This window comes from Oleiharenicola lentus, assembly GCF_004118375.1.
GTDB lineage: Bacteria > Verrucomicrobiota > Verrucomicrobiia > Opitutales > Opitutaceae > Lacunisphaera > Lacunisphaera lenta.
In genome coordinates, this window is sequence record NZ_SDHX01000001.1 from 929,514 (window position 1) to 943,195 (window position 13,682).

The window sequence follows — 13,682 nt, forward strand, 5'->3', positions numbered from 1 at the left end:
CATGTCTGATCTACACCAGAATTCCAAACCAACGCTTGAGGAAGTCCTGAGGCTTAAGCGAGCTGAGAGACCCAGCCAAGATTTCTGGTCCGGTTTCGAGCGTGAGTTGCGGCAAAAGCAGCTGACCGCCTTGGTGGAAAAGCGCCGTTGGTGGCATGGACTGCCACTGATTACCACGCGCCGGATTTACCTCCCGGTAGGTGCCACCGCAGCGGTGGCTTTTGCCTTGGTCGCGGTTCGTTTCAATTCTCCCGTTCATCTTGTGGAGAGCGAAAATACGGCGCCTCGGGTGCAAGCCGCTGATCTTGATATTGAACTGCTGCCGGCAACCGTGGTGGCATCTCATCATGATCGTCACAGTGAGCCTGTCGCTGAGCAGATAGAATCGTCGGTGGCTGAACGAGCGATGGTGCCCCCCGATATGGCCGTCGCATCCCAAGAGGTTAGCTCTCCTTCCGCGCGTTCCATCGCCGCCAATTTTGAGCGCTTGGAACAGGCCGAGCCCGAACTTGTGCAAGCTGTCATCGGCAATCGCCTGAGTTCTGCGGCCCGAGTGCAGCCCGCTCTCGCATCGATTGATTCCGATACAGCCATGGCCGCACAGTCTGCACCGCGGTATCGCTTGATAGCGCGTTATGCCGAGCGGGTGCTTTCACCCAAGCCTGAGGCTCCGGATCTGGTGCGTCAGCACCTCGCCCGCCGACTTGGTGACGACCTCGGTGACGACCTGAGTCGCATCGGGCTGGGTGGCGACCGTGTCTCGCTCAAGTTTTGATCGAGCCCCCACCTTTTGGGACGAACCCGCCATTTGGCGGTTTTTTTTATTTGTCGGCCACGCAGATGCCGCAGTTGTCGAAGAAGAAGTCGCGGCCCTTGTCGTCCACGAGGATGAACGCCGGAAAGTCCTGCACCTCGATCTTCCACACGGCCTCCATGCCGAGTTCGGGGTACTCGAGAACCTCGACTTTCTTGATGTTGTCCTGGGCCAGGATGGCTGCGGGGCCGCCGATGCTACCGAGGTAAAATCCGCCATGCTTCTTGCAGGCGTCGGTGACGGCTTTGCTGCGGTTGCCCTTGGCGAGCATCACGAGCGAGCCGCCGTGTGACTGAAAAAGCTCCACATAGCTGTCCATGCGTCCCGCGGTGGTGGGACCGAAGGAGCCCGAAGCGTAGCCCGTGGGCGTTTTAGCCGGCCCGGCGTAGTAAACCGGATGGTTCTTGATGTAGTCGGGCAGGCCTTGGCCGGCGTCGATGCGTTCCTTGAGCTTTGCGTGGGCGATGTCGCGGGCGACGATCATCGGGCCGCTCAGCAGCACGCGTGTCGTGACAGGGTGCCGCGATAGTTCGGCGCGAATCTCAGTCATCGGCTTAGTAAGATCGATACGCACGATCTGGTCGTCCTTGAAGCACCGAGCTTCGGCGGGGATGAAGCGACCGGGGTCGGTCTCCATCTTTTCAAGGAACACGCCGTCTTTGGTGATCTTGGCCTTGATGTTGCGGTCGGCGCTGCACGATACGCCCATGCCGACCGGGCAACTGGCCCCGTGGCGCGGCAGGCGGACGACACGGACATCGAGCGCGAAGTATTTGCCGCCGAACTGGGCGCCGACTTTAGCGTTCTGGGCGATCTTCAGGATTTTTTCTTCCATCGCGGTGTCACGGAAGGCGCGGCCGTGTTCGTTGCCGGTGGTGGGCAGGGCATCAAGATATTTGGCGGAGGCCAGCTTCAGCGTTTTCATGCACGCTTCTGCGCTGGTGCCGCCGATCACGAACACGAGGTGATAGGGCGGGCAGGCTGAGGTGCCGAGGAGTTGCAGCTTGTCGGTGACGAATTTTTCCAGACTCTTGGGGTTGAGCAGGGCCTTGGTCTCCTGAAAGAGAAACATCTTGTTGGCCGAGCCGCCGCCCTTGGCCACGAACAGGAACTCGTATTTCGCCCCCTCCGTTGCGTGCAGGTCAATCTGGGCGGGCAGGTTGGTGCCGGTGTTGGTTTCCTTGAACAGGTCCAGCGGGGCCGTTTGCGAGTAGCGCAGGTTTTCCTTGGTGTAGCAGTCGTAGACGCCGCGCGAGAGCCATTCGGCGTCGTTCGCCCCGGTCCAAACCTGCTGGCCTTTCTTGGCGAAGATGGACGCGGTCCCCGTGTCCTGGCACATGGGCAGGATGCCGCGCGCGGCGATCTCGGCGTTCTTCAGCAGGGTGAGCGCGACGTAGCGGTCATTGGCCGAGGCCTCGGGATCCTGCAGAATCGCGGCGACCTGTTCGAGGTGTTTTGGGCGCAGATAAAAATTCGTGTCGTGAAAGGCTTCGCGCGAGAGGTAGGCGAGCGCTTCGGGAGCGACCTTGAGGATCTCCTTGCCCTCAAAGCTCGCAGTGGAGACGCCCTCCTTGGTCAGGAGGCGGTATTCGGTATCGTCGGCGCCGAGGGGCAGGGGGTCTTGATAGACAAAAGACGGCGTAGGCATGGTTGGAGTCTAGGCTCGCAGCCAAGCCGCGCAATACCGGCCTGCCTTTAGTTGTCGGCCTGACGCGGCCTATAAACTGCGCTACAGGATCTTCAGCTTCGGCAGATCCTGCACGTCGATGTAGCCGGCCGGCCGGCCTTTCGCATCGACGGCAAAAAGATCGGAAATCTTGAACTGCTGAAAAAGCTTCAACGCTTCGACGGCGAGCGCCTCGGTCGGGACGGTCTTGCCGCCCTTGGTCATGCAAGCGCTGACGGGTTGGCCGAGGAAGCCCGGATCGCCGGTCAGCGCACTGCGACGGAAATCCCCGTCGGTGAAAATACCGGTCAGGCGGCCTTTGGCATCCACCAGCGCTACGGCGCCGGCCTTGGCCTTGGTCATTGCGAAGATCGCCTGTTGCACCGTGGTCTTCGCCTCCTTGAGCACGGGGCAGGCGTCGCCGGTGCGCATAATGTCCTTCACATGCAGCAGCAGGGTCAGACCAAGGGTGCCGGCGGGATGATATTTGGCGAAGTCCTCGCGCGTCAGGCCGCGGCTCTCGAGCAACACCATCGCCAGCGCATCACCGAGGGCAAGCGCGGCCGTGGTGCTCGCTGTCGGGGCCAGGGCGAGTGGGCAGGCCTCGCGCGGCGCCGAATAGATGAGGCGGAGATCCGCGCCGCGGGCCAGTTCGCTGTCGGGAGCGCCGGTCAGGGCGATGGTCTTCAGGCCGAACTTCTCGAAGAGCGGCAGCAAGCGCAGCATCTCCTGGGTCGCGCCGCTGTTGCTGAGCAGGATCGCCAGATCACCCGCCGCGCAAAGGCCAAGGTCGCCGTGCAGGGCCTGGGTGGCATCGAGAAAGCACGCGGGCACGCCGATGCTGTTGAAGGTGCCGGTGAGCTTCTGGGCGATGTGGGCGTTCTTGCCCACGCCGGAAAGGATGAGCTTGCCGCCTGCTCCGACGGTGGCCTCCACCGTGCGCACCACGGCGACAAACTCGCGGTCGAGTCCCTTCGCGGTGGCGGAGAGCGCCTCGCGCTCGATGGCGAGGCAATTGCGGGCCTGGGCAAGGAGGGTGGCGGAGTCCAGTGGCATCAAAAACTTGTGTTGGCTCGGAGTGGCGGCAAACGTAGCCCGCAACCGTCTGCATTCAATTCATTTCCCCACGTGCCGTTCCGCTGTCCACCGTTTCGCTGCCTGTTTCCGGTCCTCCTCGGGCTGATGGCGCTTTGGCTGGGCGGTTGCACGGAAAGTGACCGCCTCACCTACGCCAGCGAACTGGACGAACCCAACTATCGGGAGGGGCAGGCGCTGCTCAAGTCGGGCCGCAGGCAGGAAGCGCTCGCCGCCTTCCTCAAGGTCATTGATCGCCGGCGCGACGACGCCCCGGAGTCTCATCTCGAGGTGGGACTGCTCTATTCGCAGCACATCAACGACCCGCTTTCCTCCATCTACCACTTCCGGAAATACCTCGCGCAACGCCCCAACAGCCCGCAGGCCCCCCTCGTGCGGCAGCGCATTGATGCGGCGATCCGTGAGTTTGCCCGCACCATCCCGGCGCAGCCGATCGAGAACCAGGCGCAACGCGTGGACCTGATTGCCACGCTCGACCGTCTGAAGCAGGAAAACGAAGCCCTGAAGGTGCAACTCGCCGAGCTGCGCGCCGCCCGTGGCAATGTGCCGGTGCAGCTGGATGCGCCGGAGGCCCCGACCGTCGTGACCACCAATCCGCCGCGCTCGGGCGGTGGCTTGAATTTTTCGCTCGAGCCTGAGCCGACTGTGCGCACCCGCCCGGCTCCGGCGACTCCGCCGCGCCCCGCATCCGCAACCACGATCCCCCCGCCCAAGACAGCGGTACCGGCCACGCGGCAGACCGCCCCGGCCGTTGCCGTTGCGGCCGGCCGCACGCATGTGGTGCAACCCGGCGACACACTGTCCAAGCTGGCCCAGCAGTATTACAGCAACCGCGCCAAGTGGCGCGACATCTACGCGGCCAACCGAGGGGTCATGAAGAGCGAGGGCGACCTTCGGGTCGGCATGCAGCTGAAAATTCCCTGAGGCGCAGGGCGCTCACGCCGAATACTCAGCCCAGCTGGTGGCGGTCTCGGTCACGCGCACGCGCTCCAATCGCACTCCCGGTGAGATTGGAAATTCGGCCGCACTCTCCTTCGTGGCTTCGTGCAGCCTTTGCTGCAAAGCCTCGAATATGGTTCGCGCCATGACTTCCGTCGTGGGGTCGGTGCCGGCGAAGGCCACGACGCGCTCGCCGTAGGTGCGCTGCAGATCGATGAACCCCGGGTCGGCGGTGTTCAGGCAGAGGGCGTGGTCCCAGCGGTCGAGCAGGCTTTCGAGCGACCGCTTCACGGCTTTGAAATCGCAGACCATGTCGTTGGCGTCGAGTTGCTCGGCTGCAAGCACGACTTCAACGGTGCGGCTATGGCCGTGCGGAAACCGGCAGCGTCCCTTGTGCTTGCTGAGAATGTGACCGCTCTCGAAGGTCAGCGTCTTGGCGATGCGGTAGGGCATGCGGTTCAGACGGTACGCGAGAATTTCCGCGGGCCCCGGTCGAGATAGGCGTCGAAACGCATCGCGATGATCCGGCGGAACAACTCGCCGAGCGGCGTGATTTCGAAGCCGGTCTCGTCGCGCTGGAGCAGGCCGTCGGCCTCCAAGTCGGCGAGGGAGGCAATCTCCGGGGCGAAGGCCCGGGCGACATCGATGCCGGTGCGACGCGACAGGGTGGCGTAATCCACGCGTTGGCGGCACATCACGTCCATGACCAGAGAGCGGCGACGCTTGTCCTCCTCGCTGAGCAGGAAACCGCGCTCCAGCGGCAGCTCGTTGCGCTCGATCGCAGCGGCGTACTCCTCAAGGTCCTTGAAGTTTTGGCGGAAAGAGCCGTCGGTTTGTGAGATGGACGACATGCCGAAGCCGTAGAGCGAGGCGCCGGCCCGGGTGGTGTAACCCTGGAAATTGCGGTAGAGCGTGCCGTCGTCGTGCGCGCGGGCGAGTTCGTCGTCGGGCCGGGCGAAGTGATCCATGCCAACGTGCACGTAACCGGCGGCGGTGAGGGCGCGCGCGGCGGTGGTGAGCATCTCCAGCTTGGCCTCCGTCGTGGGCAGCTGCTGCCGGTCGTCGAAGATTTTCTGCGCCGGCTTGATCCATGGCACGTGCGCGTAGCTGAAGACGGCGAGTCGGTCGGGGGTGAGCGCGATGACCTCGTCGAGGGTCTTGGCGAACGATTCCGGCGTCTGCACGGGCAGGCCATAGATTAGATCCACGCTGACGGACTGGTAGCCGGCCTCCCGCAGCCAGGTGATGGCCTGGGCGGTTTGCGCGAGAGGCTGCCAGCGGTGGATCGCGAGCTGCACCTGCGGGTTGGTGTCCTGCACGCCGAGCGAGGCGCGGTTGCAGCCGAGCCGGCGGTAGGCCTCGACGTGCTCCTTCGTCAGGCGGCGCGGGTCGATCTCAACGGAGATCTCGGCGTCGGGGGCAAAGGTGAACACCTCATGAATGGCCTGGCCGAGGCGGTCGATCTCCTCCGGCGGCAGAAACGTCGGCGTGCCGCCGCCGAAGTGAAGCTGCGTGACGGGCCGCGCCGTGTTGAGGAGCGGCTGCGTGATCGCGAGTTCCCGGCGGAGCAGGCCGACGTATTCACCCGCCGACGAGCGGCGCCGCGTGATCACGGTGTTACAGCCGCAATACCAGCAGAGCGACTCGCAGAACGGCAGGTGGAAATAGAGCGAAAGCGGCCGGGCGGGGTCGGCGTTGTCGCGCGCGATCTCAGCGCGCAGCGCGGCCCGGTCAACGTCGGCGGAAAACTGCGGGGCCGTCGGGTAGGACGTGTAGCGCGGCCCGGGTACGTTATACTTGCGGACCAGCTCGAGGGCCGGTTCGGCGGATGGAGGTGGAAGGACGGTGTTGCGTGGAGACACCATAGCGTCCTGAGCATACGGCATCCGGCGGATTCCGGCTGTGCATATCTTGCCCAAGCCGGACCAGTCCTTGCCGCAACTTCCGCGGTGTGGCTTGAAGCCCGGCGGATTCCCGTATTGCTTGCCCGGGTGCCCAGTGAACCGCCTGCCTCCGCTCCAACGCGTTATTGGTCCCTGGACATGCTGCGAGGAGCCTGTGCGTTGACGGTATTTCTGAACCACTGGCCGCTTTGGTCCAACTTCTCACCTGCGGGCGCGCTGGAAACAACTGTTCGCGACCTTTTGGGCGGAATCTATCGGATGTTCATCCATCTGACTTGGCCTACGGGCGGACAACACCCGGCCCTGATTGGATTCTTCGTGCTGAGTGGGTTTTGCGTGCATCTGCCGTTTGAACGCAAGATCGGCCTAAGGGATTGGCGGCCTGACTGGCGCGGGTATTTGCGGCGGAGATTCTGGCGCATCATGCCGGTCTATTGGGTTGGGGTAGGGCTGGGCTTGCTGGCCATGATGGCCGAGCACTCACGACCGACCGGTGATGGCCTGTTGGTCTTGCATACCACGGCGACTCCTTGGCAGGTGGCGGCCCGGGTGGGCGGTTGGACCGGCGTGTGGCCCGAGGAGATATTTGCCGGGAATTACATCCTGCACACCGTGGGTTCGGAAATCCTCATCTATGCGGCGTATCCGCTGTTCTTCGTGGCGGCGGCCGCCGGCCGTTGGTGGTTGCTGGGGCTGGGGGCGCTCGGATTGCAGCTGCTCGCTCTGCCCCTGATGAGGGTGGTGGATCCTTTCGTGATCTTTCCCAGCGTGATCATGATGGGGCTCTTTTGGTATTTCGGGGCCCTCGCCGCGCATCTGCATGCGAGGCGCACATGGAAGGTCCCGGGTTGGTGGATTGGCGGGCTCTGGGCGGGGTTCCTTCTCCTTCAGGTGACTCCTCATTTTTTCGGCCTTAACATGATCAAGCAGCTGATCTGGGGCCTGGTCTGCATGCTGGCCATAGTCTGGTTGGTCGGCTGGGAGCGCAGGAACGATAACGCCCACGGGTGGCTGGGTGTGCGATTCCTGTGTTGGAACGGCGATATCAGCTACCCGCTGTATGCAGTGCATACCCCGGTGATTTTGCTGACCAATTGGATGCTTCTGAGTTTTGGCACCGGTCGGAGCTATGGAATACAGCTGGCACTGAATCTGATCGTGCCGCTTGTCGTCACGCTGGTGGTGCACCACGGCATCGAGAAGCGTCTCTACCGTCCGCGGGGCACGGCCTGAGGGCGGATTGGCCGATCATGCGGCTTGCGCCGAACTGGCCGGGGTCGCGCAGGGGATCTCCAGCGTAAAGCTGGCGCCGCGGCCGGCACCGTCACTTGTCACCTGCAAAGTGCCTCCCAGCTCCTTGGCGGCGAGCGCGCCGGTATGCAGGCCGAAGCCGTGGCCGTCCTTCCGGGTGGTGAAACCGTGGTTGAAGATGCGGGCAAGGTTTTCCGCGGGGATGCCGACGCCGTTGTCGGTCACCGTGATCCGGCAGCGGGTCTTTTCGCCGGTCGTCTGCACCGAGATGCGTTTGTCGGTCCGCCCCGTTTCGTCGCAGGCGTGGCAGGCGTTGCGGATGAGGTTGATGAGAATCTGCATGACCTTGTGCTTGTCGATCATCACGGTCGGTGTCGCCTGGTAGTCGCGCACCAGCTCAATGTTTCGACGGGCGAGGATGTCGGCGTTGATGCGCAGCGCACTTTCGATCAGGTCGGTGAGGGGGAGGGTCTCGGTGACCCCGACGCTCTTGGCGTGGCTCTGCTGCATCGCGACGATGTTGCGAATGTGCTCGATGCTCTTGCGGAGATTCTCCAACTCGCCGAGCAGGGTGGAGCGCTCCTTGGTGAAGCCGTCGGCCAGCGCCCGCAGAAAATCCGGGACAAGGCGGCCTTGCGGGTCGGTTGTGAGATATTGGCCGAGGTCGCTGCGCCGCGCCTCCAGCAGCCCGCAGAGCTTTTCCAGCTGATCGATGCGCGAGCGGCGGGCGATCTCGGAGGCGAGGGAGGCCGACACGTTGACACTGTTGAGCACGTTGCCGACGTTGTGCAGGACCCCGGTTGCCACCTCGGCCATGCCGGCCTGACGCGACACTTCAATCAGCCGCTGGTAAGTGCGGGCAAGTTCTTCCTCGGCCTGTTTGCGCTCGGTGAGATCGTGGCCGATGACGTAGAATCCCGAGCGGTCGGCCGAGAGAGTCAGGTTCCAGAGCAGGGCTTTCGCCGTGCCGTCGGCACTGTGGCAGCGTGCCTCGACGGACAGTGCGGGTTTGCCGGAGGCCAGCGAGTTGATCGCGGCTTGCACGGCGGGCCGGTCCTGCGCCTCGATGATTTCCATGAACGTCAGGCGCGGCAGCACGTCGCACGAGTAGCCGAGGATGGCCCATCCGGCGGGATTCAACCGTTGGAACCTGCCGTCGGGAGCGCAGCTGCAGATGAGGTTGAGCGACTGGTTGAACAGGCGCTCGCTCTGGGCCTCGAGGTTGGTGCGATGCTCGGTCATCTTGGCATCAACCAGCGAGATCAGCATCGTCGCCGCGAGGAAGAAGAACGTGCACAGCCCCACGGTGGTCGCGAGCCACTTGTTGTCGATGGTATCGGCCGCCGCGCCACAGACGGTGTTGGCGTCGAAGACCGCCGCGGCCATCGCCGTGAAGTGCATGCCCCAGATCGCGACGCCCATCACCAGCGCACTCGCGGACTTTTTCCAGAAGGCCGTGGCGATGGTGTCGGATTTCAGCTGGAAACAGATCCACATCGCCGCCACCGAGGCTGCGATGGCGATCAGGATGGAGACGGTGAACAGCACCGGTTCGTAGGTTGGCCGAGGCGAGATTTCCAGGGCGACCATGCCCGTGTAGTGCATCAGCGCCACGCCGCCGCCCATGACGACACCCGCGGTCAGCAGCCGACGCGGCCGGATTTCACCCCGGCTGATCGTGAAAAGCGCCACACCCGAGGCCGCAATCGCGAACACCAAGGACAGGAACGTGATTGGGATGTTGTACGGGATTTCGATCGGCAGGGACATGGCCAGCATGCCCACGAAGTGCATGGACCAGATGCCCGCCCCCATGGCGATCGCTCCGCCCGCCATCCAGTAGCGGGCGACCTTGGTGCCGCGACTCGCGGACACGCGCGAAGCCATGTCGAGCGCGACATAGGACGCGATGACCGCGATCACATACGAAAGCACGACGATCCACTGGCTATAGGCTGCTTGCACACGGTTTATTCGGCCGGAACACGCGTGGCTTGAGCGTTTCCAGCGCTCTGCATCGTCATGCAAAAGAAAGGATTGGGCGGCTCCTGCCCATTGGGCGAAGGCGGAGCGCCTCATGTGACGCTTGGCGTGCGCAAGCGCGCCGACCCACCGATTCCGCTCAACCCGCGAAGAACTTCTGAATCCGCTGCAGCGAGGCGACCAGGCGATCGATCTCTTCCTCGGTGTTGTAGCAGTAAAAGCTCGCACGCGTCGTGCTTGAGAGGCCGAGCTTGCGCATCAGCGGCTGGTTGCAGTGGTGGCCGCCGCGCAGGGCGATGCCGTCCTCGTCGGCAAAGGTCACAACGTCGTGCGCGTGCACGCCGTCGAAGGCGAAGCTGACCAACCCGCTGCGCTCGGCACCGACGCGCGGGCCGATGATGCGGATGCCGCGCAGGGCGGAGAGTTTGTCCATCGCGAGATTCACGAGCTGGGTGTCGTGCGCGGCGATCTGCTCGCGGCCGAGGGCGTCGAGGTAGTCGCAGGCGGCGCCGAGGGCGATGGCGTCGGCCACGTTGGGCGTGCCGGCCTCGAAGCGTTCGGGCGCGGGTTTCCACGAGGCGCCTTCGTAGGTCACCTGCACGACCATGCCGCCACCGGTCTCGTCGGGGGCGAGCTTGTCGAGCAGCGTGCGGCGGCCATAGAGCACGCCAATGCCGTTCGGGCCGCACATTTTGTGGCCGGAGAAGGCGAGGAAGTCGCAGCCAATGGCCCGCACGTCGAGCGGCACGTGGCCAATGGATTGCGCGGCGTCGATTACCGTGACGGTGCCCACCGCCCGCGCGCGGCGGCAGAGCTCGGCGACGGGATTGATCGTGCCGAGGGTGTTCGAAATGTGCGTGAACGCGAAAAGCTTCACCTGCGGGGTGAGCAGCTTGTCCAGCGCGGCCAGGTCGAGTCCGCCCTCGCCGTCGGCGCCGAGCAACGGCACGTATTTGAGCGTGGCGCCGGAGGCCTTGGCCGCCTGCTGCCAGGGCACGAGATTCGAGTGATGTTCGAACTCAGTCGTGAGCACGATGTCGCCGGGCTTCAGGTGGGCTTGGCCCCAGCTGCGGGCGATGACGTTGATGCTCTCGGTGGTGCCGCGCGTGAAGATGATCTCGGCGGGATCGGCCGCGTTGATGAACTTCGCCACGCGGGCGCGGGCGCCCTCATAGGCGTCGGTCGCGCGCATGGAGAGCGCGTGCAGGCCGCGATGGACGTTGCTGTTGTCACGCTCGTAGTAGCGGACGAGCGCGTCGATGACGCTCCGCGGTTTCTGCGACGTGGCGCCGTTGTCGAGGTAGACAAGGGGCTTGCCGTTGACCTGCTGGTGCAGGACGGGGAAGTCGGCGCGGACGTTGCTCCACGCGGCGGCGCGGGAATCGGAGGTCGGGGATCGGGGATCGGCCATCGCGCTCAGTCCTTGTGGGTTTCGGTCGTGGCGGTGACCGGGTCGCCCTTGAGGGCGTTGAGGGCGGCGTGCCAGCCGAGGGTGGCGCACTTGATGCGGGCCGGGAACTGGTGGACCCCGGCGAGCGCGGCGAGGTCGGAGAGGTTGTTCTCGTCCACCTGGCCGGTGGTCACGAGCTTGTGGACGTCGGCGTAGATGGCCTCGGTCTCGGCCAGGGTCTTGCCCTTGACGTGGAGGGTCATGAGGGAGGCGCTGGCCTGGGAGATGGCGCAGCCGGATCCGTCGAAGGTGATTTCGCCCACCCGGTCACCATCGAGCCGCAGGTAAACGGTGCATTGGTCTCCGCACGAGGGGTTTTCGCCATGGGCAACGCGGTTGGCCGTGGGCAGCTTGCCGCGGTTCCGCGGGCGGCGGTTGTGGTCCAAAATGACGGACTGGTAGAGGTCGGTGAGATCTTGCATCGGCCGGAGACGTGAGGGACAGAGGCTACGCCGGGTCGGGCTTTTGGCAACCTGTGATTGGGGCACAGTGGGTTATCCGGCGGGGCAGACAGCGGGCAGGAATTTCCGTTGACCCGGGAAATGGGAGCACCCTTATTCGACCTTCCCCTGTCACGGAGAGGTGGCTGAGTGGTTTAAGGCACCCGCTTGGAAAGCGGACGTAGGGCAACTTACCGGGGGTTCGAATCCCCCCCTCTCCGCCACGGGTCGCTTGTGGAATCAGCGACCGCGCCGACTAAAAACGTTTCGCTGCCGTCGGTTACGCCATTCGACGCGCACGAGATTTCGGAAACAACTTGGACAACGTTTCCCTCATTTGGACACGTTTTGCCTGATTTTTGGGAAGCTATAGAGGAAGCTAGCGCCTTCCCGAATTTTTCCATCTCGGCATGCAGTGGCAGGCGCTGCGTGTCCGTGTAACGGTCCGTCAGTTTCCATGTGCGGTGCCGCGCGAGCTTCACGCGTGCTAGCTCCGAAACGCCAGCGTCAGCCATCAGCGTTGCATAGGTGTGTCGCAGCGCATGGAAGTCCACGCGGCTGCCTTGGGCGTCCTCAACGTTGATGCCACAGGCCTGCAAATCCTTGGCCAATGTCTTGGGTCGGACAATGCCACGGGGGAAAACCAAGCCCGCCGGGTTGCTGGCCTTCTTCTTGGCCGCCAGCAGCGATTCCGCGAGGACAGGCATGATCGGCACTTCGTCGGCGCGTCGGGCCTTGGTGGTTTCGGCCCGCAGCCTGACCACGGGCCGTGACCCCTCTAAAACGAGGTCTGACCAGAGTAACTGCTTGAGTTCATTCCGGCGCAGCCCGGTGCCAATCGCCACGAGGTAGAGAAAGCCGCGCCGCTTGCTTTCGGTAATCAGCCGCCCGACCTCGGGAAACGAAAGTGCCCGACGCTGGAAGGTCTCATTGCCGCGCGTTTCCATTTTGAAGACGCTGCGGAGTGGATTGGTCAGAATGCGGTCCTGCTTGAGCAGCCAATTGAAGAAGGCGTTGGCGTGAGCCAGGTATTCGTTGCGGGTCTTCTGGGACAGCTCGTCGGTTTCGGCCCGCCATGAAAGAAACCGGTCGGCGGTTGCGTCGCTCAGGTATTGCCACCGGCAGTCAGCGAAAAGCCGCTGCAATCTGACCCGGGCGTGCAGAACATGGGATTTGGAGCGTCCGCGGCCCTCCAAATACGCGATATGGTCGGCCAGATGGTCGGAGATGGGGCGGCGCTGCGCATCGCGCAAAGGGCGAGGAATACCGATGCCCAAGGCCGCCTTTTCGGCATCGGCGATGATTTCATCTGCCATCGCTTCAGCGACCTCAAGATTGCCGGTGTGCAAGGGCACATCGTAAAGCCTCGGGTTGTCACCGATGCGGTAGCGCAGGCGATAGACACGGCTTCCGCTCTGTTTGAATATGCGACGGTGCATGGTCTAGCGGGTCTTCTTGATTCGGTGGAAGTAGTCGTGAAACGCGCTTTTGAGCACGAAGACACGTCCGCGGATTTTGACGGACTTGAGCTTGCCGTCTTGAATCAGACGGCGGACGGTCTTTACCGAGCAGCGCAGCACGGGGGCGATTTCCGGCAGGAGCAGGAATTCGTCACCGTTGGGAAGTGAGGCAGGGGTATTCATTTCTTTGCCCTCTCTGCTTGTTCTTTTGCCCAGCGTGAGCCCCATCGGAGAAAACCGCCGTGCCAATCTGGCTGGTCGCCCTCTAGCTCAGCCCGAGTCACCGCGCCCTTTTCGATGGCGCGCTGTTCGATTTCAGCCTTCCACGCCTTGCATTCGCTCACCGGGATATAACCCAGAGCTAGCTCCCGAGTTCTAAGGTCGAGGCCGAACAGATTTCGTTTGCGGTGGGTAATCGTGAAAAAGAACCCGGTCAGTTTTCCCTCTTTCAGTCGCTTATGGACAGCGGCACGGGAAACAGGCGCATACATGGAGACGCCGCCCGGCGACACGCATTGTCCGGCTACCTTGAACACGGCATCGGACCAGTAGCTGGTCTCTTCTTGAGGTCCTTCTTTCTGGTAGATGCGAGTGCCGGGGACCGGTGATCCAAAAACCCTGTGCAGCTCTTCCGGAACGACGAGGTAGGGGAAGTTAGTTGACATTACATCAACCAATGA

Annotated in this window: 13 protein-coding genes and 1 tRNA gene; 4 read left to right on the forward strand and 10 right to left on the reverse strand. The window is 63.5% G+C overall.

Features of this window, described 5'->3' with window-relative positions:
- Position 1: 1 nt before the first annotated feature.
- Positions 2 to 775 carry a hypothetical protein gene (locus ESB00_RS03810; protein ID WP_129046402.1) on the forward strand — a complete coding sequence of 258 codons (774 nt, stop codon included), beginning with the start codon at positions 2 to 4 and terminating at the stop codon, positions 773 to 775.
- 46 nt (positions 776 to 821) lie between these two features.
- Here ESB00_RS03810 and ESB00_RS03815 read toward each other — a convergent pair whose 3' ends face one another.
- Together ESB00_RS03815 and ESB00_RS03820 are read right to left on the reverse strand one after the other, a co-directional pair.
- Complete coding sequence (locus tag ESB00_RS03815; protein ID WP_129046403.1) at positions 822 to 2,462, reverse strand: fumarate hydratase; 1,641 nt, start codon at positions 2,460 to 2,462, stop codon at positions 822 to 824.
- Positions 2,463 to 2,543: 81 nt separating this feature from the next.
- On the reverse strand, positions 2,544 to 3,536 hold the full coding sequence (locus ESB00_RS03820) for a KpsF/GutQ family sugar-phosphate isomerase (protein WP_129046404.1): 993 nt from the start codon (positions 3,534 to 3,536) through the stop codon (positions 2,544 to 2,546).
- A gap of 72 nt (positions 3,537 to 3,608) precedes the next feature.
- Here ESB00_RS03820 and ESB00_RS03825 point away from each other — a divergent pair, with 72 nt between their 5' ends.
- Positions 3,609 to 4,499 (forward strand): Cell division protein CpoB, encoded by an 891-nt coding sequence (locus ESB00_RS03825; protein ID WP_129046405.1) that lies wholly within the window; start codon positions 3,609 to 3,611, stop codon positions 4,497 to 4,499.
- Between the two features lie 12 nt (positions 4,500 to 4,511).
- On the opposite strand, the gene ESB00_RS03830 is transcribed toward ESB00_RS03825, so the two are convergent.
- Positions 4,512 to 4,967 carry a 6-pyruvoyl trahydropterin synthase family protein gene (locus ESB00_RS03830; protein ID WP_129046406.1) on the reverse strand — a complete coding sequence of 152 codons (456 nt, stop codon included), beginning with the start codon at positions 4,965 to 4,967 and terminating at the stop codon, positions 4,512 to 4,514.
- 5 nt (positions 4,968 to 4,972) lie between these two features.
- Entirely contained in the window at positions 4,973 to 6,379 is a 1,407-nt protein-coding gene (hemN, locus tag ESB00_RS03835) for an oxygen-independent coproporphyrinogen III oxidase (protein ID WP_129046407.1), read from the reverse strand.
- Positions 6,380 to 6,556: 177 nt separating this feature from the next.
- On the opposite strand from hemN, the gene ESB00_RS03840 reads away from it, so the two are divergent.
- Positions 6,557 to 7,651 carry an acyltransferase family protein gene (locus ESB00_RS03840; RefSeq protein WP_129046408.1) on the forward strand — a complete coding sequence of 365 codons (1,095 nt, stop codon included), beginning with the start codon at positions 6,557 to 6,559 and terminating at the stop codon, positions 7,649 to 7,651.
- A 15-nt stretch (positions 7,652 to 7,666) separates the two neighbouring features.
- Here the strand turns inward: ESB00_RS03840 and ESB00_RS03845 are convergent, their stop codons facing one another.
- The 3 genes from ESB00_RS03845 to sufU all read right to left on the reverse strand — a co-directional run bounded on the left by ESB00_RS03845 (position 7,667) and on the right by sufU (position 11,524).
- Positions 7,667 to 9,634 carry an MHYT domain-containing protein gene (locus ESB00_RS03845; RefSeq protein WP_164976014.1) on the reverse strand — a complete coding sequence of 656 codons (1,968 nt, stop codon included), beginning with the start codon at positions 9,632 to 9,634 and terminating at the stop codon, positions 7,667 to 7,669.
- A gap of 157 nt (positions 9,635 to 9,791) precedes the next feature.
- Positions 9,792 to 11,063, reverse strand: coding sequence for a cysteine desulfurase (locus tag ESB00_RS03850; RefSeq protein WP_129046410.1), 1,272 nt, complete (start codon positions 11,061 to 11,063; stop codon positions 9,792 to 9,794).
- Between the two features lie 5 nt (positions 11,064 to 11,068).
- On the reverse strand, positions 11,069 to 11,524 hold the full coding sequence (gene sufU / locus ESB00_RS03855) for a Fe-S cluster assembly sulfur transfer protein SufU (RefSeq protein ID WP_129046411.1): 456 nt from the start codon (positions 11,522 to 11,524) through the stop codon (positions 11,069 to 11,071).
- A 154-nt stretch (positions 11,525 to 11,678) separates the two neighbouring features.
- Between sufU and ESB00_RS03860 the strand changes: the two genes are divergently transcribed.
- Positions 11,679 to 11,766 (forward strand) — tRNA-Ser (locus ESB00_RS03860).
- Here ESB00_RS03860 and ESB00_RS03865 read toward each other — a convergent pair.
- Genes ESB00_RS03865 through ESB00_RS03875 form a run of 3 tightly spaced genes read right to left on the reverse strand, consistent with a single transcriptional unit; the run spans position 11,734 to position 13,667 of the window.
- A complete protein-coding gene (locus ESB00_RS03865; protein ID WP_129046412.1) occupies positions 11,734 to 12,981 on the reverse strand; it encodes a tyrosine-type recombinase/integrase in 1,248 nt (415 codons plus the stop codon). The genes ESB00_RS03860 and ESB00_RS03865 overlap by 33 nt on opposite strands.
- A gap of 3 nt (positions 12,982 to 12,984) precedes the next feature.
- A complete protein-coding gene (locus ESB00_RS03870) occupies positions 12,985 to 13,185 on the reverse strand; it encodes a helix-turn-helix domain-containing protein (protein WP_164976015.1) in 201 nt (66 codons plus the stop codon).
- On the reverse strand, positions 13,182 to 13,667 hold the full coding sequence (locus ESB00_RS03875) for a PH domain-containing protein (RefSeq protein ID WP_129046414.1): 486 nt from the start codon (positions 13,665 to 13,667) through the stop codon (positions 13,182 to 13,184). The genes ESB00_RS03870 and ESB00_RS03875 overlap by 4 nt, the downstream gene beginning before the upstream one ends.
- Between the last annotated feature and the right edge of the window lie 15 nt (positions 13,668 to 13,682).

What these genes read in the sequence shown, in the direction of transcription:
- ESB00_RS03840 (WP_129046408.1), top strand. Translation starts at nt 6,557, where the DNA reads ATGCTGCGAGGAGCCTGTGCGTTGACGGTATTTCTGAACCACTGGCCG.
- hemN (WP_129046407.1), bottom strand. Translation starts at nt 6,379, where the DNA reads ATGGTGTCTCCACGCAACACCGTCCTTCCACCTCCATCCGCCGAACCG.
- ESB00_RS03820 (WP_129046404.1), bottom strand. Translation starts at nt 3,536, where the DNA reads ATGCCACTGGACTCCGCCACCCTCCTTGCCCAGGCCCGCAATTGCCTC.
- ESB00_RS03815 (WP_129046403.1), bottom strand. Translation starts at nt 2,462, where the DNA reads ATGCCTACGCCGTCTTTTGTCTATCAAGACCCCCTGCCCCTCGGCGCC.
- ESB00_RS03830 (WP_129046406.1), bottom strand. Translation starts at nt 4,967, where the DNA reads ATGCCCTACCGCATCGCCAAGACGCTGACCTTCGAGAGCGGTCACATT.
- ESB00_RS03810 (WP_129046402.1), top strand. Translation starts at nt 2, where the DNA reads ATGTCTGATCTACACCAGAATTCCAAACCAACGCTTGAGGAAGTCCTG.
- sufU (WP_129046411.1), bottom strand. Translation starts at nt 11,524, where the DNA reads ATGCAAGATCTCACCGACCTCTACCAGTCCGTCATTTTGGACCACAAC.
- ESB00_RS03850 (WP_129046410.1), bottom strand. Translation starts at nt 11,063, where the DNA reads ATGGCCGATCCCCGATCCCCGACCTCCGATTCCCGCGCCGCCGCGTGG.
- ESB00_RS03865 (WP_129046412.1), bottom strand. Translation starts at nt 12,981, where the DNA reads ATGCACCGTCGCATATTCAAACAGAGCGGAAGCCGTGTCTATCGCCTG.
- ESB00_RS03875 (WP_129046414.1), bottom strand. Translation starts at nt 13,667, where the DNA reads ATGTCAACTAACTTCCCCTACCTCGTCGTTCCGGAAGAGCTGCACAGG.
- ESB00_RS03870 (WP_164976015.1), bottom strand. Translation starts at nt 13,185, where the DNA reads ATGAATACCCCTGCCTCACTTCCCAACGGTGACGAATTCCTGCTCCTG.